Source organism: Amycolatopsis sp. NPDC004747 (assembly GCF_053601335.1).
The window spans coordinates 278996-301319 of the sequence record NZ_JBSGBQ010000012.1; the positions used below are offsets into that span (position 1 = coordinate 278996).

Genomic DNA, 22324 nt, shown 5'->3' on the forward strand with positions numbered 1-22324 from the left:
CATCAACGAGACGCACACGGCGCTGCTGCGGGCGCTGCACGACGAGCACGCACCGGCGCTGTGGCGGTACGCCCTGCGCCTGACCGGCGACGACCAGCTCGCGCAGGACGTCGTCCAGGAGTCGTTGCTGCGGCTGTGGAACAGCCCGGAGATCCTGGAACAGGGCGAGCCGGCGTCGCGCGCGTGGCTGTTCACGGTGGCGCGCAACGTGGTGATCGACGAGCGCCGGAGCGCGCGCTCGCGGCGGGAGGTCCGGTCGCCGTCCGTCCCGGAGGAGTCGCGCACCGACCCGATCGACTCGGCGCTGGACGCGTGGGTGATCACGGACGTGCTGACCCAGCTGACCCCGGAGCACCGGACGGTGATCGTCCGCGCGTACTACATGGGGCAGTCGGTGGCGGAGCTGGCGGTGGCGCTGGAGGTCCCGCCGGGAACGGTCCGGTCCCGGTTGTTCTACGGCCTGAGGGCGCTGCGGCTGGCGTTGCAGGAGCGGGGGTTGACCAGGCGTTGAACTCGTTTTCGGACCCGTACCGCGATTGGGACGCGGCGTACGTGCTGGGCGCCCTGTCACCGGCCGAGCGGCGCGAGTACGAGGGGCATCTGGGGTGTTGCGCGTCGTGTGCGGAGGCGGTGGCTTCGTTCGCCGGGCTGCCCGGGATCCTTTCGGTGGTGCCGCGGGAGACGTCGGTGGAGCTGCTCGGGCCGGTGTCGTCGCGGGTTTCGCTGGTGCCGGGGCTGGTGCGGGCGGTCCGGGCTTCGCGACGGCGTGGCCGGGCGCGGGTGGCGGCGGCGCTGGCCGGGGCCGCGCTGGCCGGGGCGGTGGCCGGGTCGCGGTTGGTCGCGCCGGGGTGTGCGCCGGATCCGCGGATCGACCGGGCGACGCCGACGCCGGTGACGAGTGCCGGTCCGGACCGGCCGGGCGGGTTACCGGCCGGCCGCACGGCGGCGCCGGCGGGACCGTGGTCCGCCGGCGCCCCACCCCCGGTCGCCCGCTGGTCGTGGTAGCGGTCAGAAGGCGATCAAGTTGCCGTAACCGGACCCGAAGGTGGACTCGTAGAACTGGAATTCGAGTCGGAACCTGGTCCCGTCCTTGACGTTGGTGGCGATGACCATCCAGTCGGTGCCGGCGTCCGAGTAGTAGTACTTCCAGCTGCTCTGGCAGTACCCGGCGCTGACGAAGCAGACGCGGATGAGCGCCTGGAAGGGTTCGTCGCCGCTTTGCGACCGGTTGCTGAAGTTGATGTCCTGGCACCGGTTGGTCGTGGTGTAGGTGCCGGAAGCGGACGGCAGGTACGCGTTGGCCGGGCCGCCCGTGACGTACCCGGATGCCGCGTTGTCCAGGCACAGGCCGGGCCGGGCCGACGGGGTGGCCGCGCCGGCCTGCCCCGAGGCGAGGCTGAAGAACACCGCGAACACGGCCGTGAGCAGGCGAATGCGGTGGAGCCGATGCGCTTTCCGCGGGGTGCGGGCGCCTGAGCGTGCCGGCCGTCTGGTGCGGGTGGTCACCGTTCCCTCCTTCATGGTGGGTTTTCGTCGGGAGATGCCCGGGCGCGGGCTTGCCGGACCGCCCGCTAGTAGTGGTAGCAGCGGTTGGCCACGTCGTTCGACGGGAACCGCATCGCGTTGCGGGTGTTCGGGCCGTACACGCCGTCCGCGGTGGTGCCGATGCTCCCCTGCACGCCCTTGAGGGCGGCCTCCGTCCGCGGGCCGAAACCGCCGTCGACGGCGAGGTTTCCCACCAGCTCACTCGCGTAGGGGGCGGCCAGGTGGACGGTCGGGTAGCAGGCCTTCAGCGTGTACTGCAGGCTGCGCACGACGGCGGAGTTGGCCGCCTGGGTCCGGCCGATGAGGCAGGTGACGTTCCCGCTGCCGGTCGCGGGCACGGCGAGGTTGTTGCCGCCTCGGTTCACGTTGATCGTGGTGGTGCACAGCGGCGTCGCCGCGGACGCGACGCCGGAGGGCACCAGCGTGAACGCCGTCGCCGCGAGCACCGTGGCGACGGCGGCGGCGGTGTGCCCCAGCGGGCCGATGCGTTTGCTCATGAGCTTTCCCTCCTCGGTTTCGGTACTTTCACGTTCCGTTGGTCAGCGAGCCACCGCCCCCACTGCCGCTCCCCGTTTTGAGGCAGTTCAGGAAGTAGGAGCCGAAGAGGCCCCTGATCGTCTTGGACTTGGCGACAAAACGGTTGCTGTTGCTGAGAATTCCCACCTCGATGCCGTTACCGGCGTCGTGCACGCGGCAGGTGGTCGTTCCGCTGGTCGGCGCGAAGACCGTCATCACGACGGCGTGTTCGACGGCGTTCGCCGGGATCGCGCCGGTCGAACAGCCGATGCTGGAGGCCGGAATGGTGCAGCCGCGGGTGTCGGCCGCCGCCGTTCCGGCGCCGAGCACCAGCCCGAGCAGAACGGTGGCGCCGCTGACGGCGACCGCCAGGGGTTTCGTTGTCCTGTGCGACATCTTTCGGCTCCTTGATCTGTTTCCCGTTCCCCGAGTCTGCTCCGGCTACCTTGACGGCGGCTTGACACGGACGACCCGCGAGTGGGCATGATGCGGCGGGGGGAGCTGATGGAGTTCCGGTTGCTGGGTCCCTTGCGCGTCCGCAGGGGCGACGAGGACCTCGAGCTCGGGCGCCGCGCGCAACGCCTGGTGCTCGGCGTGCTGCTGCTCGAAACCCGCAAACCGGTTTCCTTCGCCCGGCTGGAGGAAGTGCTCTGGGGTGAGTTCGTGCCGCCGAACGGCCGAGCGATGCTGCAGACCCACGTGTCGCGCCTGCGCCGGCTGCTCGACCCCGGCCGGGCGGGCGGCGGCGAGTGCCGGATCGTGACGCTGGGGTCGGCCTACCTCCTCGAGACCGACCCCGGAACCGTGGACGTCCACCGGTTCCGGGAGGCGGTGACGCGCGGGCTGGCGTCGGCCGACCTCGAGGAGAAGGCGTGCTTGCTTCGCGGCGCGCTGGACCTTTGGCGCGGCCCGCTCCTCGCCGACGTGCTCGACGACGACCTCAGGTACCAGCTCGGCGCCGGGCTGGAAGAACTGCGCCTGACCGCCTGGGAAGCGCTGGCGGAAGCCGATCTCGCCGTGGGACGGCATCGCCAGGCGACGGCCACGCTCGCGGAACTCGTGGCCGAGTACCCGACCCGGGAATCGCTGGTCTCCTCACTGATGCTCGCCCTCTACCGGGACGGCCGGGGCGCGGAAGCACTCACCGTCTACCACGACACGCGCACGGCGCTCGCCGACCGGCTCGGCGCGGATCCCAGCCGCGCCCTGCAGCAGCTGTACCACGCCATCCTGCGGGCGGACCCCGGCCTGGTGGTGACCGGCGGCCCGAAGCCCACGGAACGGGCCGTGCCGCGCCAGCTGCCCGCGGCGACGCGGCCGTTCGTCGGGCGGGCCGGCGAATTCGCCGTGCTCGACGAAACTTCCGGCCACGCCGGTCGCCAACGCGCGTCGGTCGTCGTGCTGGCAGGCATGGCAGGCGCCGGCAAGACCGCCCTGGCCCTGAACTGGGCGCACCGCAGGCAGGAGTGCTTCCCGGACGGCCAGCTCTTCCTGAACCTCAACGGGTTCAGCGACTTGCCGGCGACCTCGCCTGCCGACGCGCTGGCGCAGTTGCTCCGCGCCCTCGGCGTTTCCGTCGCGGATCTGCCGAAGTCGGTGGACGAGGCCGCAGCGTTGTACCGCACGCTCGTGGCCGCCCGGCGGGTTCTGGTGCTCCTCGACAACGCCGCGAGCGCCGACCAGGTGCGCCCGCTGCTTCCCGGCGGCGGGAAGTGCTTCACGCTGGTGACCAGCCGGGGCAGCCTGAACGGCCTGGTCGCCGTCGACGGGGCGCGGCGGATCACGGTCGGCTCGCTCAGCACGCACGAGTCGTGTGCGCTGCTGAGCGAGATCGCCGGGGCCGGCCGGCTCGGGGACGAGCACCCGGCAGCGCGCGAGATCACCCGGTTGTGCGCCCGGTTGCCGCTCGCCGTGCGGATCGCCGGGGCGACGCTGGCCGAGAACGGAAGCCTGTCCGTCACCGGGTACGCGGCCGAACTGGGCACCGACCGCAGGCTGGCCGCGTTGCAGGTCGCCGACGACCCGGACGCGGCCGTGCGGGTGGCGCTGGACCGGTCCTACGCCAACCTGCGTCCGCCGGTGCGCCGGCTCCACGCGTTGCTGGGTCTTCTTCCTGGGCCCGACATCTCCCTGCCGGCCGCCGCCGCCCTCGCCGGGCTTCCGCAGCCGCAGGCCGCGCACCGGCTGGCCCAGCTCACCGACACCCACCTCGTCGTCAGCTCCGGCGCCGACCGCTACGCGATGCACGACCTGGTGCGGCTCTTCGCCCGCGAGCGGGCCGTCACCGACGCGACCGCGGCGGACCGGGACGACGCCGCCGTCCGCGTCCTGACCTGGTACCGGGACGCCGCGAACGCGGCGGATCGGGTGCTCCGCCCCCGGGAGCGGCCCAACTTCGAGTCGGCCACCCACCCCATCGCCCCGGCCGACGAGGCGGCCGCGCTGGACTGGTTCGGCCGGGAGGAGGAGAACCTCGTCGCCGCCGCGGCCTTCGCCGGGCGGGAGCACCCCCGGCTCGCCTGGCAGATCGCCGCGGCCATGTACGGGTGGCTGTACCGCCGCTATTCCCGCACCGGGTGGATCGAGCTCTACCGGCGCGCCGCCGACGCCGCCGTCCGGGCCGGCGACACCGCGGGAGAAGCCCTCATCGTCGGGCGGATGGCCATCGCCTACGGTCTGCTCCGCCAAGTGGACGACGCCGTGGCCGCGTGCCGGCGCGCCTACGAGCTGCGCCGGTCCCTCGGCGACCGGCTGGGCGCGGCGACCGCGCTGTTGAACCTGGCCGCGGTCCACCTCAACGACCGGTGTCCGGAAGAGGCGATCCGGGTCCTGCACCGGGCGACGGAGGAAGCGCGGGGCGTCGCCGGCAGCGGGCACTTCACCACGATGATCTACAGCAACCTGGCCGAGGCCTATCACCTCACCGGCCGGTTCCGGGAGGCGCGGCAGTACTTCCGCCGCGCCCTCGAGGCCGGCAGCCGGGACACCAACGTTCGCGACCAGGCCCAGATCCTGATCGAGTTCGCCGCGTTCAGCGCCGGGTGCGACGACCTGGGACAGGCCCTCGACCTCGCCGAACGCGGCCGGCACCTCGCCGCCGCCACCGGTGACGAGGTCCTGGTCGCGGAGGCACGGGAACAGCTGGGCTCGATCCACCTGGCCCTCGCCGAGACCGGCCCGGCCCTCGAACACTTCTACGCCGCTCTGGCCACCTACGACCGTCTCGGCCACCGCGGCACCGCCGAACTCCGCGACCAGATCAAGAAGATCCATTCGGCAACCCCGGACCACGGGTGACTTCGCCGCCCAGGCCCTCTCCCGTTCGGATTCCATCGGTGAGGAGCACTGACCGGCTGCGGCGCGCGTGCCGGATCGAGCCCGTTCTCAGCGCACCAGCTTCGCCAGGGGTCCGGCCAGGTCGCCGCGGGTGCCCACCGCCACGCCCGAGAGGCCCAGCCACTCCGCCATGTGCCGCAGTTCGGCCGCCAGCTCGGGCAGGACCCGCGCCACGTCGATTCCCTCCTCCGCGAACGCTCCCTGGACCCGCAGGACCCCCGCCGCGCGGTCGGACTTCAGGTCCACCCGGGCCACCAGTGCGCCGTCCAGCAAGAACGGGAACACGTAGTACCCGTACACCCGCTTCGGCTCCGGGACGTAGATCTCGATGCGGTAGTGGAAGCCGAACAGCCGCTCCGTGCGGGCGCGCTCCCAGATCAGCGGGTCGAACGGGCACAGCAGTGCCCGGCCCGTCACCACGCGCGGGGTGCGAGCCGACGCGTGCCGGTACGCCGGCTGCTTCCAGCCCCGGACCGCGACCGGCTCCAGTTCGCCCGACTCCACCAGCTCCGCCACCGCCTGGCGGGCCGGCGCCGGGCCGAGGCGGTAGTAGTCGCGCAGGTCCGTCTCCGTGGCCACGCCCAGCGCCCGCGCCGAGCGCGAGATCAAGCCCCGCGCGCCCTCTTCCGCCGAGACCGACCGCGACAGGATCTCCGGCGGGACCACCCGCTCGGTGAGGTCGTAGAGCCGCTCGAAGGAGCGCCGGGTGCCGGTGGTCAGCTGGCCGATGCCGAACAGGTACTCGCAGACGCGCTTGACCTCCGACCGCTCCCACCACGACCCCGGCCCGCGGCGCTGGGCGTCCGCCTCCACCGCGCGTTCGATGCCGCCGGCGCCGATCGGGCCCAGCTCCTTGACCACCGACAGGATCTCGTCGACCAGGCCCGGCGACTTCTCGATCAACGGCCCGTAGTGCCGCCACCAGCCGTCGCGCTTGGCGCCCGAGCGGATCAGCGGCCAGTCCTCGATCGGGAGCAGGCTCGCCTCATGGGCCCACGTCTCCACCAGCAGCCGCGGACGACGCGCCGAGTTCGCCCACGCCGCCTCGTCGAGCATCGCCGGGTCGTACGAGCCCAGCCGCGAGAACACCGGCATGTAGTGGGCCCGGACCGCGACGTTCACCGAGTCCAGCTGCAGCAGCTGGACCCGCGACAGCACCCGTTTCAGGTGCTGCCGCGAAGGCACGCCGGAGGGACGCGGGTCGCTGAAGCCCTGTGCGGCCAGGAACGCCTTCCGGGCCGTCGAGACACTGATCGTTTGCATGGTGAGCTCATGGTGCCACCCACCACCGACAAAAACCGGCGCCCCAGTATCTTCGCCCCATGAGCGACGCCGCCGTCCGTCCCGCCGACCTGTCCGACGCCGCGGAGATCGCCCGCATCCAACGCGACACCTGGCACGCCGCCTACGAAGACCTCCTGGGCAAGAACGCCCTGGCCCAGCTGGACGCCACCGACCTGGCCGGCACCTGGACCGAGACCATCGACCACCCCGGCAGCCTCGTCTACGTGGCCACCGAGGGCGAGTTCACGGTCGGCTTCTGCGTCGCCGGGCGCGCCCCCGAAGACGAGGTCGCCCAGGCCGACGGGAGCCTGCCCGAGGACGCGGACACCACCGGGCTGATCGCCACCGTGCTCGTCGAGCCGCGGTGGGGGCGCCGTGGGCACGCCGGGCGGCTACTCGCGACGGCCGCCGCGGGCCTGCGGGCCGACGGCGCCTCCCGCGGCATCGCCTGGGTCGCCCAGGGCGACCACGCCACCCTCGGCTTCTACCGCCGGGCCGGCTGGAACCCCGACGGCACCGTCCGCACCCTCGACACCGGCGACAAAATGGTCCGCGAGGTCCGGCTCACCGGCACCCTCGACCTCACCCTGAGCTGAGTCCCGGAAGATCACCCACCGCATCACGGCGTACATGAACACGCCCTCGCACGCGCCCGCGAGCAGCCGCGAGAGGTGGTATTCGACGCCCAGCGCCGTCAGCCCCGCCCCCACACCCAGCAGAAACGCCGCGTAATTGACACCGATCGCAACTATGTAAAGCCCGAGCTGGATTCCGACGGCGGCGTGGGAATGGAAGTTGAACGTCCGGTTCAGCACGAAGCTCAGCCCGAACGCGCAGCAGTAGGCGAGCGTGATCGCCAGCCACACCGGCCGGCCGAGCACCCCGTGGAAGACGGTCAGCAGCCCGAGGTCGACGCCGAAGGTGAACCCGTTGATCAGGCAGAACCCGAGAAACGTCGGCGCCACGATCCGCGACAACCCGAAGGGGAGGATGCGCACGACGGCCCGGCACAGGGCGCCGAATCGGTCAGCGGGCGTACGGAGCTGCTCGGCGGCCACCCCGCCAGTCTTCCGATGGGAGGTGACGGGAAGCCGTCCGGCAGGTGATCTTCTGGTGCGGACCACCGGCCGAAAGGTGGGGCCAACCCCAGTGCGCGGAGATTTCGAACTGATAACTTGGAAGAACCCGAGTGATTTTCAGGAGGTGACACGGTGAGCTGGATCCTGCTGACGCTGGGCGTCGCGTTCGGTTCGGCCATCGTGCCGCTGATCAACGCCGAGGTCTTCCTGCTCGGGCTGTGCGCGAGCCAGCCGGGGCTGCACTGGCTGTGGCTCGGGGCGGCGGTGGCGGTCGGGCAGATCGCCGGGAAGACGCTGTACTACCTGGCCGCGCGCGGGACGATCAAGCTGCCGAAGCCCCTGCACGACAGGTTGCACCGAGAGCGCCCGCTGACGCCCCGGCGGGTGCGCTGGCAGCTGCGGACGAAGCGGGTGCGAGCGTGGCTCGACCGGCTGCGCGAGCGCTGCCACCGGCACCCGCACTGGATGGCGGGGACGTATGGCGTGAGTTCCCTGGTGGGGCTGCCGCCGTTCATGGCGACCAGCGTGCTGGCGGGGCTGGTGCGGATGCGGCTCGCGACCTTCTTGACCACGGGGCTGGCCGGGAGGTGGATCCGCTTCAGCTTGATCGCGGCTTCACCCGCGGTGTTCGCGGGCTGGCTGCACCACTGAGATCAGGGCGGTCCAGGCAGCGCGTGAGACGGTGAGCTGGCCCAGGTGACGAGATTTGGTGTCCCGCACCCCGACGGTGGTGGACACTGCCACCTCGACACAATCGGTGTGCTGGCTGTAGCTCGACTTGCGCCAGTGGAAGCCAACCTCCACACAATCGGTTTCGTTGCCGCTGTAGCTCGACTTGCGCCAGGTGAACACGGTGCCTCCTAGCTATCGGGTGGCTTCTCGCAAAAGAGCGAGGGATGCCTCCTCGGTAAGAGCTTTGCCGGTGATCACCCTAGCCAGCTCATAGTACGGGCCGCCACCGCCTTCGGGCAGAAATCCGCTGGCGTGGTAGTGCTCCAGATGCACGATCGCGGGCCGGTCGCCGAACTCGTAGACGATGAAAGGCCCGAGCAGCCCGGGGTGGTATCCGACATCCAGCGGCACGATGCGCAGCGAAATATTGGGGCGCCGCACGGCTTGCAGGAGATGATCGAACTGGTCGGACATGATGTCCTCGTTGCCGACCTGAGTCCGGAGGGCGGCCTCGCCGACAAGGGCACGCAGGTAAACCGGTTCCCGCGCGGTCAGGATCTTCTGGCGATTCAAGCGCTTGACCAATCGCCGATCCGCTTCCTCTTCACCGATGCGCGCGGCGGTCAGGATCGCGCGGGCGTAGTCGGCGGTCTGGAGCAGCCCGGGGACGATCGCGGGCGCCCAGTTGGTGATCTTCGTGGCGGTGCGCTCGTACTCGATGATCCCGGTGAGCGCCGACGGCAGGTCGGACGGGTTCGAGTCCAGCCAGTTGGGCTCTTTCACGTGCTGCGCGAGGAAAAGGATCCGGCTCGTCGTCGCCCGATCCACCCTCAAGTACCCGAGAATCCTCGCCACCTCCTCCACCGGCGGCACCCGGATCCCCAGCTCCCACTGCGACAGCAACCGCGGATCCACTTCCAGCGCCCGAGCCAGCTCACGCAACCCGAACTTCCGCGCCTCACGCACCTCGCGCAGCGACGCGGACAACGCCCGGGAACCCGGAGAAGACGAAGTCGGTTTCATGCGGCCGATAGTACGAACACCGCGCATTTCACGAATGAACGACAACTGTCAGCGAAATGCCACACCGCAGCTACGGCGAAGCAAAAACCCGAACGGCGACCCGCACGAAACCGCGCACCAACGGGCTGCTCGCCGCCTTCGGCCAGGCCACCACCAGCTCACTCACCGGCCGGTCCGACACCGGCACCACGCACAGCCCCGGCGGCACCGGCTGGTCGGCCGGGGCGAGGGCGGCCGTGCCGTTCCAGAGCACCGCCTGGAGGCACTCCTGGATCGTCCGCATGACCGGGGCGTCGTCGCCGGGCGGGCCGCCCGTCCAGTAGGCGCTCCAGCGGGGATCGGTGCCGTCCGGGAGGCGGACCCAGCGGCGGCCGGCCAGGTCGCCCGTCGCCACCGAGGTGCGGCCGGCCAGGGGGTCGTCGTCGCGCAGCACCACGCCCACGCCGACCCGGCGCAGCACGTGGACACCGATCTCCGCCGTCTCGAACGGCGTTCGGGTGAGGGCCACGTCGACCAGGCCGGCGCGGAGGCCGGCCGTCGGGTCGGCGAGGTCGGTCTCGTGCACGCGCACGTCCACGTGCGGGTGCTGCGCGCGGAACTGCGCCACCAGGTGGGCGCCGACCTGCTCGGCGGCGTCCGCGAGCGTGCCGACGGTGAGGGTCGCCGCCGCGGTCACGCGGTCGCGGATGCGGCCCGCCTGCGCCAGCAGCGCGACAGCCTCGTCGTACAACACCGCGCCCGCGTCGGTGAGCGTGACGCCCTTGGGGGTGCGCTCGAACAGCGTCGCGCCCAGCTCGTCCTCCAGCCCGCGCACCGCGCGGCTCAGCGGCGGCTGCGCCATGTGCAGCCGCTCCGCCGCGCGACCGACGTGCCGCTCCTCGGCCACCGCGACGAAGTACCGGAGCACCCGCAAGTCCATACCCCCACGGTATCGAGCTGGCCGAACCGGTCTTGGACGTCCACCGGCCCGCGCGCCGAGGATCGGAACCATGCGCATCGGCACCTTCACCTACGACACGACCCGCGACCTGGCCGCCACCGTGGAAACCGCCGCCACGCTGCCGGAGATCTTCGAACGGGCGATCCGCGGCGAGTTCGACGTCGCCGAGCTCGGCCTGACGTTCTACCTGCGGCTGCTCGACGAAGGCACACCGTTCGTGGCGCTGCCGATCTTCCCCAACCGCGTCTTCCGGCACTCGTGCGTCTTCGTCAACATCCACGCGGGGATCACCGGACCGGGTGATCTCACCGGCCGGACCATCGGCGAGTTCGGCACCTACGGACGGCCTGGCCGGGCGCGTCTACACGATGTTCGAAGCCGCGAAGGACGCCGCCGCCGCGCGCTACCGCCGGGGACAGCGGCTCTACCAGGTGCAGACCATGCTGCCGTGGGCGAACGCGCTGGTCGAGGAGACCATCGCCGAGTTCGGCGAGAACTGGTGGCCCTACGGGATTTCGGCCAACCGCCTCGCCCTGGACACCTACCTGCGGTACCACCACGAGCAGGGCCTGTCCTCGCGGCGGTGGCAGGTCGATGAGATCTTCGCGCCGGAGCTACTCGGTACGTGAGGCGGCTTCCAGCTCGACCGCCTTCTTCATCGTCTCCCGCGCCCGCCGCCGGTCACCGGCGATGTCGTAGGCGTACGCGAGCTTGTACCAGGCCCGCCAGTTGTCCTGGTCGGCCTCGACCTCCGCGCGGCGCAGCTCGAACCACGCGTCGGCCGCCTCGCGATCCACCCGGCCCGAAGGCCGGCGCGGGAGGTCCGAGACGTCCGGGAGCTCGCCCTCGGCGTCCAGGCGCCGGGACAGGCGCTGGACCTGCAGACCGTTGCGCCACGTCATCACGACGACCCAGCTGCCCAGCACCGGCAGCAGCAGCACGCCCGCACCGAGCGCGATACCGACGCCCGTCCCCGTCTTGAACAGCGCGAACGCCCTGTCCGCCAGCAGGAACAGGTAGACGACCAGCGCCGCCGTCAGCAGCAGCGCGACGTTGCGGGCCCTCACAGGTCGAGGACGTTTTCCAGGCCGACCGTCAGGCCGGGGCGCTTCAGCACCTCACGCACGCCGAGCAGCACGCCCGGCATGAAGGACGTCCGGTCGAGGGAGTCGTGGCGGATGGTCAGGGTCTCCCCCTCGCCGCCGAACAGGATCTCCTCGTGCGCGACCAGGCCCGGCAGGCGGACCGAGTGCACGCGGACCTCCTCGACCGTCGCGCCGCGAGCGCCGTCCAGCTCGTCCGTCGTCGCGTCCGGGCCCGGCGTCACGCCCGCCTCCGCGCGTGCCGCGGCGATCATCCGGGCGGTGTGCGCGGCGGTGCCGGACGGCGCGTCGGCCTTGCGGTTGTGGTGCAGCTCGATGATCTCGGCCGAGGCGTAGAACTTCGCCGCCTGGGCCGCGAACCGCATCGCGAGAATCGCGCCGAGAGCGAAGTTCGGCGCGATCAGCACGCCCACCGACGGCTTCGGCGCCAGCAGGTCCCGCAGCGAAGCCAGCCGGGACTCGCTGAAGCCGGTGGTGCCGACGACCGCGTGGATGTCGTGCCCGACCAGGTACTCCAGGTTGCCCATGACCGCGTCGGGGTGGGTGAAGTCCACGACCACCTGCGCCTCGGCCAGCGCCGCGAAGTCGTCGCCCGCGTCCAGGGCCGCAACGACCTTCATGTCGCCCGCGTTTTCGACGGCCTTCACCACCGTCGCGCCCATGCGGCCGCGGGCGCCGAGCACACCGACGTTGATGGTCATGAAGCGATCACCTCGTGCAGGTCGTCCGGAAGGTCGTCGGCGTGAGCGTACGGCCCGACGACCGCCGCCGCCGAGACGCCACCGGGCCGGGCGAACAAAGTGCGAGCGAGCGCACACACGTCCTCGGTGGTGACCGCGTCGATGCGGGCGATCGTGTCGTCGACGCCCAGGTAGCGGCCGTAGTTGAGCTCGTTCTTGCCGATCCGCGACATCCGCGACGACGTGTCCTCCAGGCCCAGCACCAGCCCGCCGCGCAGCTGCCCCTTGGCCCGGGCCACCTCGGCGTCGGTCAGGCCGTCGACGCCGACCTTGTCGAGCACCTCGCGGATGACGCCGGCGACGTCGCCGAGCTTCTCCGGCTGGCAACCCGCGTACACGGCCAGGTGCCCGGTGTCGGCGTAGCTCGCGACCGACGAGTACACCTGGTAGGCCAGCCCGCGCTGCTCGCGGATCTCCTGGAACAACCGCGACGACATGCCGCCGCCGAGGGCCGCGTTGAGCACCGACAGCGCGAAGCGGCGGTCGTCGTGGCGGGACAGCGACCGCAGGCCCAGCATGACGTGCGCCTGCTCGGTGTCGTCGGTGTGCAGGGCCAGCTTCGGCACGGTCTTGATCCGGGCGCGGCCCTCGCGGGGCGCGACCGGTGTCGCGGTGCCGGTCAGGCGCTCGCCGAGGGCCTTGCGGACCAGCCGCAGCACCTGGTTGTGGTCGATGTTCCCGGCCACGGACAGGACCATCCGCGGCAGCGTATAGCGGCGCTTGTAGAAGTTGCGCAGCGCGGCCGGCGACATCTCGATGATCGACTTCTCGGTGCCGAGCACCGGGCGGCCGAGCGGGTGGTCGCCGAGGATGGCCGTCACGAACGTCTCGTGCAGCAGGTCCTCGGGGTCGTCGTCGCGCATCGAAATCTCTTCGAGGACGACGCTGCGCTCCATGTCCATGTCGCGGTCGGTGCACAGCGCGTCGAACACGACGTCGGTGACCAGGTCCACGGCGAGCGGGAGGTCGGCGTCGAGCACCTGCGCGTAGTAGCAGGTGTGCTCCTTCGCCGTGAAGGCGTTGAACTCGCCGCCGACCGCGTCGATCTCCTCGGCGATCTGCGTGGCGTCACGGTGCTTCGTGCCCTTGAACAGCAGGTGCTCGAGGTAGTGCGCGGCACCGGCGACCGCGGCCGGCTCGTCGCGGGAGCCGATGGCGACCCACAGCCCGACCGTGGCCGAGCGCGAGGCGGGGACGTGCTCGGTGATCACCCGCAGGCCGCCGGGCAGGACACTGCGCTTGACGACCGCACCGTCCGGAGTGGACTCCAGCGTGCGGGTGGTGCCGACGGGCTGCTCGTGCCCGGAAACCTGCCGTGCCATTTGTTCCTTACTCACCTTGCCGTGAAGGCCACCTCAGGGGTACCCCCGAGATGGCCTTCACGGATCGAACAAGCGGTGCTTACTTGGCGTCGGCCTTCTCGGCGTCGGCCGGCTTGTCGCCGCCCTCGGCGGGCTTCGCCGCGTCCTCGTCCTTGACCACGATCAGGCTGATCTTGCCGCGGTTGTCGATGTCGGCGATCTCGACGCGGAGCTTGTCGCCCACGTTGACCACGTCCTCGACCTTGGCGATCCGCTTGCCGTTGCCCAGCTTCGAGATGTGCACCAGGCCGTCCTTGCCCGGCAGCAGCGAGACGAACGCGCCGAACGCGGCCGTCTTCACCACGGTGCCGAGGAAGCGCTCGCCGACCTTGGGCAGCTGCGGGTTGGCGATGGCGTTGATCTTGTCGATCGCCGCCTCCGCCGACGGGCCGTCGGCCGCGCCCACGTAGATCGTGCCGTCGTCCTCGATGGAGATGTCGGCGCCGGTCTCCTCGGTGATCGAGTTGATCATCTTGCCCTTCGGGCCGATGACCTCGCCGATCTTGTCGACCGGGATCTTCACGGAGGTGACGCGCGGCGCGAACGGGCTCATCTCGTCCGGGCCGTCGATCGCCTCGGCGATGACCTCGAGGATGGTGTTGCGGGCGTCCTTCGCCTGCTTCAGCGCGGCCGCGAGGACCTCCGACGGGATGCCGTCGAGCTTCGTGTCGAGCTGCAGCGCGGTGATGATGTCCTTGGTGCCGGCGACCTTGAAGTCCATGTCACCGAGGGCGTCCTCGGCGCCGAGGATGTCGGTCAGCGCGACGTAGCGCGTCTCGCCGTCGACCTCGTCGGACACCAGGCCCATCGCGATGCCCGCGACCGGCGCCTTCAGCGGCACGCCGGCGTTGTACAGCGCCATGGTGGACGCGCAGACCGAGCCCATCGACGTCGAGCCGTTGGAGCCCAGCGCCTCGGAGACCTGGCGGATCGCGTACGGGAACTCGTCCCGCTTCGGCAGCACCGGCACCAGGGCGCGCTCGGCGAGCATGCCGTGGCCGATTTCGCGGCGCTTCGGCGAACCGACGCGGCCGGTCTCACCGGTGGAGAAGGGCGGGAAGTTGTAGTGGTGCAGGTAGCGCTTCGTCGTCTCCGGGGAGAGCGAGTCGATCTGCTGCTCCATGCGCAGCATGTTCAGCGTGGTGACGCCCAGGATCTGGGTTTCGCCGCGCTCGAACAGCGCCGAGCCGTGCGCCCGCGGGATCACGGCGACCTCGGCCGAAAGCGACCGGATGTCGGTGAGGCCACGGCCGTCCATCCGGATCTTCTCCGTGAGGACGCGCTGGCGCATGATCTTCTTCGTCAGGGCCTTGAACGCCCCGCCGATCTCCTTGTCGCGGCCCTCGAAGGCTTCGCCCTCGCCCAGCCCGACCTTCTCGATGACGGCGGCCTTGACCTCGTCGGTCGCGGCGTCGCGGTCCTGCTTGCCCGGGATCTGCAGCGCGCGGGCCAGGTCGTCGGTGGCGATCGCCGCGACGGCCTCGTAGACGTCCGGCTGGTAGGCCGGGTAGACCGGGAACTCGCCGGTCGGCTTGGCGGCCTCGGCGGCCAGGCGCTGCTGCGCCTCGCACAGCGACTTGATGAACGGCTTGGCGGCCTCGAGGCCCTCGGCGACCGAGGTCTCGTCCGGCGCCTTGCCGCCCGCGGCGATCAGGTCGAGCGTGTGCTCGGTGCCCTCGGCCTCGACCATCATGATCGCGACGTCGTCACCGACGATGCGGCCGGCGACGACCATGTTGAAGGTCGCCTTCTCCAGCTGCGACCAGGTCGGGAACGCGACCCACTGGTCCTCGATCAGCGCGACGCGCACGCCACCGACCGGGCCGGAGAACGGCAGGCCGGCGATCTGGGTCGACGCCGAAGCGGCGTTGATGGCCAGCACGTCGTACGGGTCGTCCGGGTTGAGGCTCTGGACGGTGATGACGACCTGGATCTCGTTGCGGAGGCCGTCGGCGAACGACGGGCGCAGCGGGCGGTCGATCAGGCGGGCGGTGAGGATCGCGTCGGTCGACGGGCGGCCCTCGCGGCGGAAGAACGCGCCGGGGATGCGGCCCGCGGCGTACATGCGCTCTTCGACGTCGACGGTGAGGGGGAAGAAGTCGAAGTGCTCCTTCGGGTGCTTCGACGCGGTCGTCGCCGAGAGCAGCATGGTCTCTTCGTCGAGGTACGCGACGACGGCGCCGGCGGCCTGGCGCGCCAGCCGGCCCGTCTCGAAGCGGACGGTGCGGGTGCCGAACCGGCCGTTGTCGATGACGGCTTCGGTCTCGTGCACGGTGACTCCGGTGGAGTCGGTCATAGATGTTTCTCCTCTTTGGTTCCTTCTACTGGCGCGAGTCTCCCACCCTGGGACCCGTTTCGCCTGAGGACGCTCGAGGAATGAGGCCGGTCTTCGATCGAAGCTCCCGGGACGCTTCCCGGGAACCACTACCGAGGACCGGCGGACGGACCCTCGTGCGCGCTCGCGCCATCTTGTGGCGAGGGGGAGCGACCTGTGGTCACTCCCCCTCGGGTAAAGCTATCGGCGCAGGCCGAGGCGCTGGATCAGCGCACGGTAACGCTCGATGTCCACCTTCATCACGTAGTTCAGCAGCCGGCGGCGACGGCCGACCAGCAGCAGGAGCCCGCGACGCGAGTGGTGGTCGTGCTTGTGAGCCTTGAGGTGCTCGGTGAGGCCGACGATGCGCTTGGTGAGCAGCGCCACCTGGGCCTCGGGGGATCCGGTGTCCGAGTCGTGCACGCCGTACTCGGCCAGGATCGACTTCTTCTCTTCGGTGGACAGCGCCACTTGTGTTGCTCCTCGAAATAATCAGTGCCGTGCGACCCCGGACGTGGATGCACGCCGGGAAGACGGTCACGGCCGCCACGGACTGCAGCCGGACCCGCCCCTGACGTTACCATTCTGGTCACGTGCGGCTCTGAGCAGGGCCTTTCAGGCGGGGCCCAGCCCGAACGAGCGGGCCACCCGGTACCGGGGACCGCCCGGCTCGCGCTCGCTGGTCATCAGCGCCACTTCCGCGGCTCGCCAGCGCCGGCTCGTGAAGTTCGCGAGGCGATCGGTCCAACGCGCGGCGAGCCCGGGTTCTTCCCGCGGGAAGCGCGCGAGTGTCAGGTGGGGCCGGTAGGGCCTCGGTTCGGCGTCGGCACCCGCGGCGTTCGCGAGCGGCGTCAGCTCCGATCCGGCGACAGTCAACCACAGCACCCCGGGGAACGTCGCGGCCTTTTCCAGTCCGACGTCGACCGCCGGGCGGCCGGCCAGCCGCTCGCCCAGCCAGGCGGCGCGGGACCCCACGTCGTCGCGGCCGTAGTAGGCGAGGGTGATGTGCCAGCGCTCCGGCGGCTCCCAGCGCAGGTCCTCGCCGGTCTCGCCGAGGGCTGCCGCGATCGCCGCGACCACGTCGTCCGGGGGGAGCAGCGCGCTGAACAGGACCGGCATCAGGCGCCGTTGCCCGCCCGGCGGAGCAGGTCGGCGATGGCCGGGAAGTCGTCGTCGAGGCGCTTGGCGGCCTCGCCGAGGTCCTCGTCCTCGGCCAGGTCGCGCAGGTAGGCGAGGACCTTCTGGTCTTCGTTGACCACCGGGATGTTGTCGCGGCCGACGGTGGGCCGGGAGTCACGGACGTCCTCCATCGCGGCCAGCATCGCGTCGCGGTTGCCCGCCGCGACCTCGGGCACCAGGATCTTGCGCTCGAGCATGATCATCCTGGCCAGCACGACCGGGTTGCCGATCTTCGCCCGCCGCCCGCTCATCACCTGGCTGAGCATGGGCGCGCTGATCCCGAGGACCTCGGCCAGGAACGCCTGCGAAACGTCGAACGCGACGACGAGCCGGCGCACGCGGTCACCGAGCGGCTCCCCGTACCACTCGCGCTGCAACGCGATGTTCCGCTGGACGATCTTGTGGTCCTCCACCAGTCCCCTGCTCCCCTTTGTTCAGCGCACACCGTCCGTGAGCATCTTGCCATCGCTGCCCGGTCCGTGGACGCGGAATCCCCTATTCGTCCCCGGTCAGGGCGTCCGGGGGCAGTTCGAGTGCCTTCCTGGTCTCGGCCACGTCCTCGTCGATCTGCGCGACGAGCCCGGCCGAGTCGGCGAACCGCACCTGGTCGCGCAGGCGCGCCACGAAGTCGATGGCCACGTGCTGGCCGTAGAAGTCCTCGTCGACGTCGAGGACGAACGCCTCGACCGTCCGCTCGCGGCCGGAGAAGGTCGGGTTGGTGCCCACCGAGACGGCGGCGCGCAGCCGGCGCCGGGGGTCGGCCGAACGGGTGAACCACGCGCTGTAGACGCCGTCGGCCGGGACGGCGGCGAAGCGCGGGGTCGACAGGTTCGCCGTCGGGTAGCCGAGCTCGTGGCCCCGGCCGTCGCCGCGGACGACGATGCCCTCGAGGCGGTGCGGGCGGCCGAGCGCTTCGGCGGCGGCGACCACGTCACCGGCGTCGATGCACGACCGGACGTACGTGCTCGAGAAGGTGATCGCCGACTGGTCCTCTTCGGACAGTTCCTTGCCCTGCAGCTCGGCGCCGAACGCGGCGAAGCCGAACCGGCGGCCGAGGGTGCGGAGCAGCTCGACGTTGCCGGCCGCCTTGGCGCCGAAGGTGAAGTTGTCGCCGACGATCACCGCGGCCGCGTGCAGCCGGTCGACCAGCACCTCGTGCACGAACTCCTCCGGCAGCAGCCGGGACAGCTCGAGGGTGAACGGCAGCACGCAGAAGACGTCGACGCCGAGGCCTTCGACGATCTCGGCCTTGCGCCGCAACGTCGTCAGCTGCGCCGGGTGGCTGCCCGGGCGCAGCACCTCCGACGGGTGCGGGTCGAACGTCAGCATCACGCTCGGGAGGCCGCGCTCGGCGGCCGCCGAGACCGTCCGGTTGATCAGCTCCTGGTGCCCGCGGTGGACACCGTCGAACACGCCGATGGTGACCACGCACCGGCCCCAGCTGCCGGGAAGGTCCCCCAGCCCACGCCACCGCAGCACGTCAGACTCCCGTCTCTCGAGCCCACCCTAGGCGGGCAGCAACACGACCACCGCGCGGGACACGCCTTGTTCGTCGGCGGCCAGCGCGAGCACCCGGCCGTCGGGCCCGAAGAGCCCGTAGGTGCCCTCGATGCCGGCCGCCGGGATGCGCTGGCCGTGGCGGACCGCTTTCGCCGTGGCGGCGTCGAGGTCGCGGCGCGGGAACGCGGCGGCGACGGCGGCGTCGAGGTCGAGGCTCAGTTCGGGCTGTTCTTCGAGCTGGTCCAGGGTCCTCGCCCTGGCGAGGGTGAAGGGGCCGACGGTGGTGCGCCGGAGGGCCTTCAGGTGGCCGCCGACCCCGAGGTCGGCGCCGAGGTCGCGGGCCAGCGCGCGGACGTAGGTGCCGGAGGAGCACTCGACGACGGCGTCGACCTCGACGTGGTCCTCTTCGTGGCGGACGGCGAGGACGTCGAAGCGGTACACGGTGACCGGGCGGGCCGGGATGACGACGTCCTCGCCGGCGCGGACGCGGGCGTAGGCGCGCTTGCCGTCGATCTTGACCGCGCTGACCGCGCTGGGCACCTGCTGGATGTCGCCGGTCAGCTTCTCGACGCCGGTGGCGATGTCTTCGTCTGTCACGCCGGTGGTTTCGGCTCGGGTGAGGACTTCGCCCTCGGCGTCGTCGGTCGTGGTGCTGCTGCCGAGGCTGAGGGTGGCCAGGTAGGTCTTGCGGTCCAGGGCGAGGTGGCCGAGCAGCTTGGTGGCGCGCTCGATGCCGAGCACCAGCACGCCGGTCGCCATCGGGTCGAGCGTGCCGGCGTGCCCGACCTTGCGGGTGCCCATGATCCGGCGGGCGCGCGCGACGACGTCGTGCGACGTCATGCCGGCGGGCTTGTCGACGATGAGCAGGCCGGGGGGCGGGGCGGGGCGGCGGGGCGGTTTGGGGCTCGACACGCGGCAAACCCTAGCGGCCGCTCGTCGTGGATCGGATGACGGCCGGACGGCCACGATGGCGGCGTGACGGAGATCGAAGTCCGGGCCGCGACGCCCGCCGAGCTGGAAACGGTCGCCGCGCTGCGGTGGCGCTGGGTGGCCGAACGGGACGGCCTGCCCGACGCGGGCCGGGGCGCGTTCGTGCGGGAGTTCGCCGCCTGGGCGCGGGAAAACGCGGCCACCCACCGGTGCCTGGTCCTGGTGCGCGGCGGCCGGGTGCTCGGGATGGCGTTCCTGGCGATCACCCCGCGGGTGCCGACGCCGGCGGCGCCGTCGCGGGCCGCCGGGGACCTGCAGAGCGTGTACGTCGTGCCGGAAGCGCGGGACGGCGGCCTCGGCGGGCAGCTGATCGACGGCGTGCTGCGGCTCGCCGCGGAGCTGGGGCTGGAGCGGGTCACCGTGCACTCGTCGCCGCGGGCCGTGCCGGCCTACGAGCGGCGCGGGTTCGCGGTGGCGCCGGAGCTGCTGCAGGCGCCGGTCCGGCGGTGATCGCGGCAGACTGGGGCCATGCGGATCAACCACCAGGTCGTCACCTTCGACGCGGCCGACCTCGCCGCCGAAAGCCGCTTCTGGGCCGGGGTCCTCGGCGGGGAGGTGAGCGAAGACGGCGACTGGCACATGGTGCTGGTGGACGGGGCGCCGCGGGTCGGCGTCCAGCTCGCGCCCGGCCACACGCCGCCGCAGTGGCCGGACGGCCCGGTTCCGCAGCAGATGCACCTCGACCTGTGGGTCGAGGACTTCGCCGAAGCGCACGAAGAGGTCATGGCGCTCGGTGCCACGGTGCTGAAAGCCGCGACCGGGGCCACGTCCGGGGACGACTTCCAGGTGTACGCCGACCCGGCCGGGCACCCCTTCTGCCTGTGCTGGCTGGTCCCCCGGCGCGGGTGATCAGGCGGCGACGATCGGCGTCTCCGGCAGGGCCGCGTCCCAGCGGCGGCGGGTGATCCGCACCGGCAGCTCCTCGCCGCGGGCTTCGGCGAGGAAGAGGTGGGTGCGGGTCCGGCGCCACCACACGAGCAGGCGGAACGTCCCGAGCGCGAGGATGGCGACGATCGCCAGCAGCGAGACGCGGAAGTTCCCGCCGGTGGCTTGGAGCAGCACGCCGACGCCGAGCGCGGCGATCGTCGTCGCCACGAAGCCGCCGACGTTGACCACGCCGGTCGCCGTGCCGACGCGGCTGAGCGGGTTGTAGTCGCGCGCCAGCGCGAAGCCGATCATCGACGCCGGGCCGCCGAGGGCGAGGAAGGCGAACGCCGGCACCAGGACCGGCAGCGGCACCTGGCCCGGCCAGCCCAGCAGCACCGCCCAGACCAGCACGGCGCCGCCGATGTACCCGCCGACCAGCGGCATCCGCAGCGACGGGCGGCGGCCGATCAGGCCGCCGAGCGCCGGGCCGCCCGCCATCGAGCCGAAGACGAACACGGTGAGCAGCGCGCTCGCCGTCGCTTTCGACTGGCCTTGGCCCTGCACCAGCCAGGGAACGCCCCACAGCAGCGTCAAGGCGTTCGGGGCGAACATCGTGCTGAAGTGGACCCAGAAGCCCAGGCGCGTCCCCGGCGTCCGCCAGGCCTCGGCGACCTGGCCGGCGAGCTCGCGGGGGCGGACTTCTTCGCGGACCGGCTCGGGCGTGCCGGCCGGGACGTCGCGGACCCGCAGGGCGACGACGACGGTGTAGAGGACCGTGATGGCGCCGACCGCGAGGAAGGTGGGTGTCCAGCCCGCGCCGTCGAGGACCAGGGCGAGCGGGACGGTGGCGGCGAGGTTGCCGATGTAGCCCACGGCCGCGGTGAACGACGTCAGGAGGGCGTACTGGCGGCCCGGGAAGTGGGCCGCGACCAGGCGCAGGACGCTGACGAAGGTGAGCGCGTCGCCGAGGCCGAGGACACCGCGGGCGAGCAGGCCGAGGCCGTAGGAGTGGGCGAGGCCGAGCAGGAGCTGGCCGGCGCCGAGCACCAGCACGGCGACGGTGAGGACGCGGCGGGGACCGTAGCGGTCGACCAGGACGCCGGTCGGGATCTGCATCGCGGCGTAGACGCCGACCTGCAGGACGGTGAAGGTGCCGAGCGCGGCCGCGCCGACCCCGAAGCGCTCGGCGGCCTGCAGCCCGGCGACGCCGAAGGACGTCCGGTGGAAGACGGCGAGGAGGTACACGGTGACGGCGGCGAGCCAGATCAGCCAGGACCGGGCAGTGGCACGGCCGGTGGCGGGCACGGGTTCCTCCAGGGTTTCGGCGTTCGTTCGTCCGGACGCCTGCGCTGCCGTCCCTACTACTTGTATCGCCTAAGCAACCACGAACCATAGCCGCGAGCCGGGTGGTTTTCCCCACAGGTAACCCCCATCACCCGTGCTCAGCCGGGCTTCACCCGTGCATGGAGGGGCATCACGCGTGACTGGGCGGGCATCTCGTGTGTCTGGAGGGGCATCGGGCTGATGCCCCGCTGATCACGAGTGATGCCCCTCCAGACACGTGGAGTTGCCCCTTGGGGGCGGACACCTTGATTCCAGACGGTGGTCTGGAGGGAGGATGTCTTGGTGTCGCGCAGGTCGAAGTATCCGGAGCAGTTCCGTCGTGATGCGGTCGAGCTGGTCAACTCGAGTGATCGTCCGTTGCGGCAGATCGCCCGTGAGCTGGGGGTCAATCATGAGACCTTGCGGTCGTGGGTGAACACCGCCAAGCAGGCCGCCAAGGCCGGGCCGCCGGTGGAGGATCCGGCGGTGACCGACGAGGTGACGCGGTTGCGCAAACAGGTCGCTGAGCTGCAGAAGGAGAAGGAGATCCTG

General features: G+C 71.5%; 26 protein-coding genes and 1 pseudogene. 9 read left to right on the forward strand and 18 right to left on the reverse strand.

Annotated elements, in window-relative coordinates; genetic code table 11:
* Nucleotide 1 precedes the first annotated feature (1 nt).
* Together ACWEGE_RS21750 and ACWEGE_RS21755 are read left to right on the forward strand one after the other, a co-directional pair.
* Complete coding sequence (locus ACWEGE_RS21750; RefSeq protein WP_449662289.1) at nucleotides 2–511, forward strand: sigma-70 family RNA polymerase sigma factor; 510 nt, start codon at nucleotides 2–4, stop codon at nucleotides 509–511.
* A complete protein-coding gene (locus ACWEGE_RS21755) occupies nucleotides 508–1005 on the forward strand; it encodes an anti-sigma factor family protein (RefSeq protein ID WP_449662255.1) in 498 nt (165 codons plus the stop codon). Before ACWEGE_RS21750 ends, ACWEGE_RS21755 begins: the two co-directional genes overlap by 4 nt.
* Before the next feature lie 3 nt (nucleotides 1006–1008).
* Here ACWEGE_RS21755 and ACWEGE_RS21760 read toward each other — a convergent pair whose 3' ends face one another.
* The 3 genes from ACWEGE_RS21760 to ACWEGE_RS21770 form a co-directional block, all read right to left on the reverse strand.
* Complete coding sequence (locus tag ACWEGE_RS21760) at nucleotides 1009–1506, reverse strand: hypothetical protein (RefSeq protein WP_449662256.1); 498 nt, start codon at nucleotides 1504–1506, stop codon at nucleotides 1009–1011.
* A 65-nt stretch (nucleotides 1507–1571) separates the two neighbouring features.
* A complete protein-coding gene (locus tag ACWEGE_RS21765; RefSeq protein WP_449662257.1) occupies nucleotides 1572–2042 on the reverse strand; it encodes a peptidoglycan-binding domain-containing protein in 471 nt (156 codons plus the stop codon).
* 28 nt (nucleotides 2043–2070) lie between these two features.
* The gene (locus ACWEGE_RS21770) at nucleotides 2071–2457 is read right to left on the reverse strand and encodes a hypothetical protein (RefSeq protein ID WP_449662258.1); all 387 of its coding nucleotides are present in this window, start codon (nucleotides 2455–2457) and stop codon (nucleotides 2071–2073) included.
* A gap of 87 nt (nucleotides 2458–2544) precedes the next feature.
* Between ACWEGE_RS21770 and ACWEGE_RS21775 the strand changes: the two genes are divergently transcribed.
* A complete protein-coding gene (locus ACWEGE_RS21775; RefSeq protein ID WP_449662259.1) occupies nucleotides 2545–5358 on the forward strand; it encodes a BTAD domain-containing putative transcriptional regulator in 2814 nt (937 codons plus the stop codon).
* 87 nt (nucleotides 5359–5445) lie between these two features.
* Here the strand turns inward: ACWEGE_RS21775 and ACWEGE_RS21780 are convergent, their stop codons facing one another.
* Nucleotides 5446–6660 (reverse strand): winged helix-turn-helix domain-containing protein, encoded by a 1215-nt coding sequence (locus tag ACWEGE_RS21780; protein WP_449662260.1) that lies wholly within the window; start codon nucleotides 6658–6660, stop codon nucleotides 5446–5448.
* Nucleotides 6661–6719: 59 nt separating this feature from the next.
* Here ACWEGE_RS21780 and ACWEGE_RS21785 point away from each other — a divergent pair, with 59 nt between their 5' ends.
* Entirely contained in the window at nucleotides 6720–7277 is a 558-nt protein-coding gene (locus ACWEGE_RS21785) for an N-acetyltransferase family protein (protein WP_449662261.1), read from the forward strand.
* A gap of 66 nt (nucleotides 7278–7343) precedes the next feature.
* Here ACWEGE_RS21785 and ACWEGE_RS21790 read toward each other — a convergent pair.
* Nucleotides 7344–7805: pseudogene (locus tag ACWEGE_RS21790) on the reverse strand (GtrA family protein); the annotation flags it as partial.
* 87 nt (nucleotides 7806–7892) lie between these two features.
* On the opposite strand from ACWEGE_RS21790, the gene ACWEGE_RS21795 reads away from it, so the two are divergent.
* The gene (locus tag ACWEGE_RS21795; protein ID WP_449662262.1) at nucleotides 7893–8411 is read left to right on the forward strand and encodes a hypothetical protein; all 519 of its coding nucleotides are present in this window, start codon (nucleotides 7893–7895) and stop codon (nucleotides 8409–8411) included.
* Here ACWEGE_RS21795 and ACWEGE_RS21800 read toward each other — a convergent pair.
* The 3 genes from ACWEGE_RS21800 to ACWEGE_RS21810 form a co-directional block, all read right to left on the reverse strand.
* On the reverse strand, nucleotides 8376–8612 hold the full coding sequence (locus ACWEGE_RS21800) for a DUF397 domain-containing protein (protein ID WP_449662263.1): 237 nt from the start codon (nucleotides 8610–8612) through the stop codon (nucleotides 8376–8378). The two genes, ACWEGE_RS21795 and ACWEGE_RS21800, sit on opposite strands and share 36 nt — an antisense overlap.
* Before the next feature lie 12 nt (nucleotides 8613–8624).
* Complete coding sequence (locus tag ACWEGE_RS21805; protein ID WP_449662264.1) at nucleotides 8625–9455, reverse strand: helix-turn-helix domain-containing protein; 831 nt, start codon at nucleotides 9453–9455, stop codon at nucleotides 8625–8627.
* Nucleotides 9456–9525: 70 nt separating this feature from the next.
* Nucleotides 9526–10374 carry a LysR family transcriptional regulator gene (locus ACWEGE_RS21810; RefSeq protein WP_449662265.1) on the reverse strand — a complete coding sequence of 283 codons (849 nt, stop codon included), beginning with the start codon at nucleotides 10372–10374 and terminating at the stop codon, nucleotides 9526–9528.
* A gap of 320 nt (nucleotides 10375–10694) precedes the next feature.
* Between ACWEGE_RS21810 and ACWEGE_RS21815 the strand changes: the two genes are divergently transcribed.
* Nucleotides 10695–11024: a hypothetical protein gene (locus tag ACWEGE_RS21815; RefSeq protein ID WP_449662266.1), complete on the forward strand. Its 330-nt coding sequence runs from the start codon at nucleotides 10695–10697 to the stop codon at nucleotides 11022–11024.
* On the opposite strand, the gene ACWEGE_RS21820 is transcribed toward ACWEGE_RS21815, so the two are convergent.
* The 9 genes from ACWEGE_RS21820 to truB all read right to left on the reverse strand — a co-directional run bounded on the left by ACWEGE_RS21820 (nucleotide 11010) and on the right by truB (nucleotide 19504).
* The gene (locus ACWEGE_RS21820) at nucleotides 11010–11462 is read right to left on the reverse strand and encodes a tetratricopeptide repeat protein (RefSeq protein WP_449662267.1); all 453 of its coding nucleotides are present in this window, start codon (nucleotides 11460–11462) and stop codon (nucleotides 11010–11012) included. The two genes, ACWEGE_RS21815 and ACWEGE_RS21820, sit on opposite strands and share 15 nt — an antisense overlap.
* Nucleotides 11459–12199 carry a 4-hydroxy-tetrahydrodipicolinate reductase gene (gene dapB / locus ACWEGE_RS21825; RefSeq protein ID WP_449662268.1) on the reverse strand — a complete coding sequence of 247 codons (741 nt, stop codon included), beginning with the start codon at nucleotides 12197–12199 and terminating at the stop codon, nucleotides 11459–11461. Before dapB ends, ACWEGE_RS21820 begins: the two co-directional genes overlap by 4 nt.
* Nucleotides 12196–13560, reverse strand: coding sequence for a M16 family metallopeptidase (locus ACWEGE_RS21830; RefSeq protein WP_449662269.1), 1365 nt, complete (start codon nucleotides 13558–13560; stop codon nucleotides 12196–12198). The genes dapB and ACWEGE_RS21830 overlap by 4 nt, the downstream gene beginning before the upstream one ends.
* 79 nt (nucleotides 13561–13639) lie before the next feature.
* On the reverse strand, nucleotides 13640–15895 hold the full coding sequence (locus ACWEGE_RS21835; protein WP_449662270.1) for a polyribonucleotide nucleotidyltransferase: 2256 nt from the start codon (nucleotides 15893–15895) through the stop codon (nucleotides 13640–13642).
* A 219-nt stretch (nucleotides 15896–16114) separates the two neighbouring features.
* Nucleotides 16115–16384, reverse strand: a complete 270-nt coding sequence (gene rpsO / locus ACWEGE_RS21840) for a 30S ribosomal protein S15 (RefSeq protein WP_003084034.1) — start codon at nucleotides 16382–16384, stop codon at nucleotides 16115–16117.
* Between the two features lie 144 nt (nucleotides 16385–16528).
* On the reverse strand, nucleotides 16529–17032 hold the full coding sequence (gene thpR / locus ACWEGE_RS21845; protein ID WP_449662271.1) for an RNA 2',3'-cyclic phosphodiesterase: 504 nt from the start codon (nucleotides 17030–17032) through the stop codon (nucleotides 16529–16531).
* Nucleotides 17032–17505, reverse strand: coding sequence for a helix-turn-helix transcriptional regulator (locus ACWEGE_RS21850; RefSeq protein WP_310972580.1), 474 nt, complete (start codon nucleotides 17503–17505; stop codon nucleotides 17032–17034). The genes thpR and ACWEGE_RS21850 overlap by 1 nt, the downstream gene beginning before the upstream one ends.
* Before the next feature lie 82 nt (nucleotides 17506–17587).
* Entirely contained in the window at nucleotides 17588–18571 is a 984-nt protein-coding gene (locus tag ACWEGE_RS21855; RefSeq protein WP_449662272.1) for a bifunctional riboflavin kinase/FAD synthetase, read from the reverse strand.
* Between the two features lie 27 nt (nucleotides 18572–18598).
* The gene (gene truB, locus ACWEGE_RS21860; RefSeq protein WP_449662273.1) at nucleotides 18599–19504 is read right to left on the reverse strand and encodes a tRNA pseudouridine(55) synthase TruB; all 906 of its coding nucleotides are present in this window, start codon (nucleotides 19502–19504) and stop codon (nucleotides 18599–18601) included.
* A 63-nt stretch (nucleotides 19505–19567) separates the two neighbouring features.
* Between truB and ACWEGE_RS21865 the strand changes: the two genes are divergently transcribed.
* Together ACWEGE_RS21865 and ACWEGE_RS21870 are read left to right on the forward strand one after the other, a co-directional pair.
* Complete coding sequence (locus ACWEGE_RS21865; RefSeq protein ID WP_449662274.1) at nucleotides 19568–20032, forward strand: GNAT family N-acetyltransferase; 465 nt, start codon at nucleotides 19568–19570, stop codon at nucleotides 20030–20032.
* Nucleotides 20033–20050: 18 nt separating this feature from the next.
* Complete coding sequence (locus tag ACWEGE_RS21870; RefSeq protein ID WP_449662275.1) at nucleotides 20051–20431, forward strand: VOC family protein; 381 nt, start codon at nucleotides 20051–20053, stop codon at nucleotides 20429–20431.
* On the opposite strand, the gene ACWEGE_RS21875 is transcribed toward ACWEGE_RS21870, so the two are convergent.
* Nucleotides 20432–21754 carry an MFS transporter gene (locus ACWEGE_RS21875; RefSeq protein ID WP_449662276.1) on the reverse strand — a complete coding sequence of 441 codons (1323 nt, stop codon included), beginning with the start codon at nucleotides 21752–21754 and terminating at the stop codon, nucleotides 20432–20434.
* Nucleotides 21755–22075: 321 nt separating this feature from the next.
* On the opposite strand from ACWEGE_RS21875, the gene ACWEGE_RS21880 reads away from it, so the two are divergent.
* The coding region (locus tag ACWEGE_RS21880; RefSeq protein ID WP_449662290.1) for a transposase at nucleotides 22076–22324 on the forward strand (249 nt) is incomplete at its 3' end.

Bases quoted from the DNA above. Each gene is read 5' to 3' on its own strand.
- ACWEGE_RS21775 (WP_449662259.1), top strand. From the start codon at position 2,545: ATGATGCGGCGGGGGGAGCTGATGGAGTTCCGGTTGCTGGGTCCCTTG.
- dapB (WP_449662268.1), bottom strand. From the start codon at position 12,199: ATGACCATCAACGTCGGTGTGCTCGGCGCCCGCGGCCGCATGGGCGCG.
- ACWEGE_RS21870 (WP_449662275.1), top strand. From the start codon at position 20,051: ATGCGGATCAACCACCAGGTCGTCACCTTCGACGCGGCCGACCTCGCC.
- ACWEGE_RS21830 (WP_449662269.1), bottom strand. From the start codon at position 13,560: ATGGCACGGCAGGTTTCCGGGCACGAGCAGCCCGTCGGCACCACCCGC.
- ACWEGE_RS21765 (WP_449662257.1), bottom strand. From the start codon at position 2,042: ATGAGCAAACGCATCGGCCCGCTGGGGCACACCGCCGCCGCCGTCGCC.
- ACWEGE_RS21785 (WP_449662261.1), top strand. From the start codon at position 6,720: ATGAGCGACGCCGCCGTCCGTCCCGCCGACCTGTCCGACGCCGCGGAG.
- ACWEGE_RS21780 (WP_449662260.1), bottom strand. From the start codon at position 6,660: ATGCAAACGATCAGTGTCTCGACGGCCCGGAAGGCGTTCCTGGCCGCA.
- ACWEGE_RS21810 (WP_449662265.1), bottom strand. From the start codon at position 10,374: ATGGACTTGCGGGTGCTCCGGTACTTCGTCGCGGTGGCCGAGGAGCGG.
- ACWEGE_RS21835 (WP_449662270.1), bottom strand. From the start codon at position 15,895: ATGACCGACTCCACCGGAGTCACCGTGCACGAGACCGAAGCCGTCATC.
- ACWEGE_RS21770 (WP_449662258.1), bottom strand. From the start codon at position 2,457: ATGTCGCACAGGACAACGAAACCCCTGGCGGTCGCCGTCAGCGGCGCC.
- thpR (WP_449662271.1), bottom strand. From the start codon at position 17,032: ATGCCGGTCCTGTTCAGCGCGCTGCTCCCCCCGGACGACGTGGTCGCG.
- ACWEGE_RS21805 (WP_449662264.1), bottom strand. From the start codon at position 9,455: ATGAAACCGACTTCGTCTTCTCCGGGTTCCCGGGCGTTGTCCGCGTCG.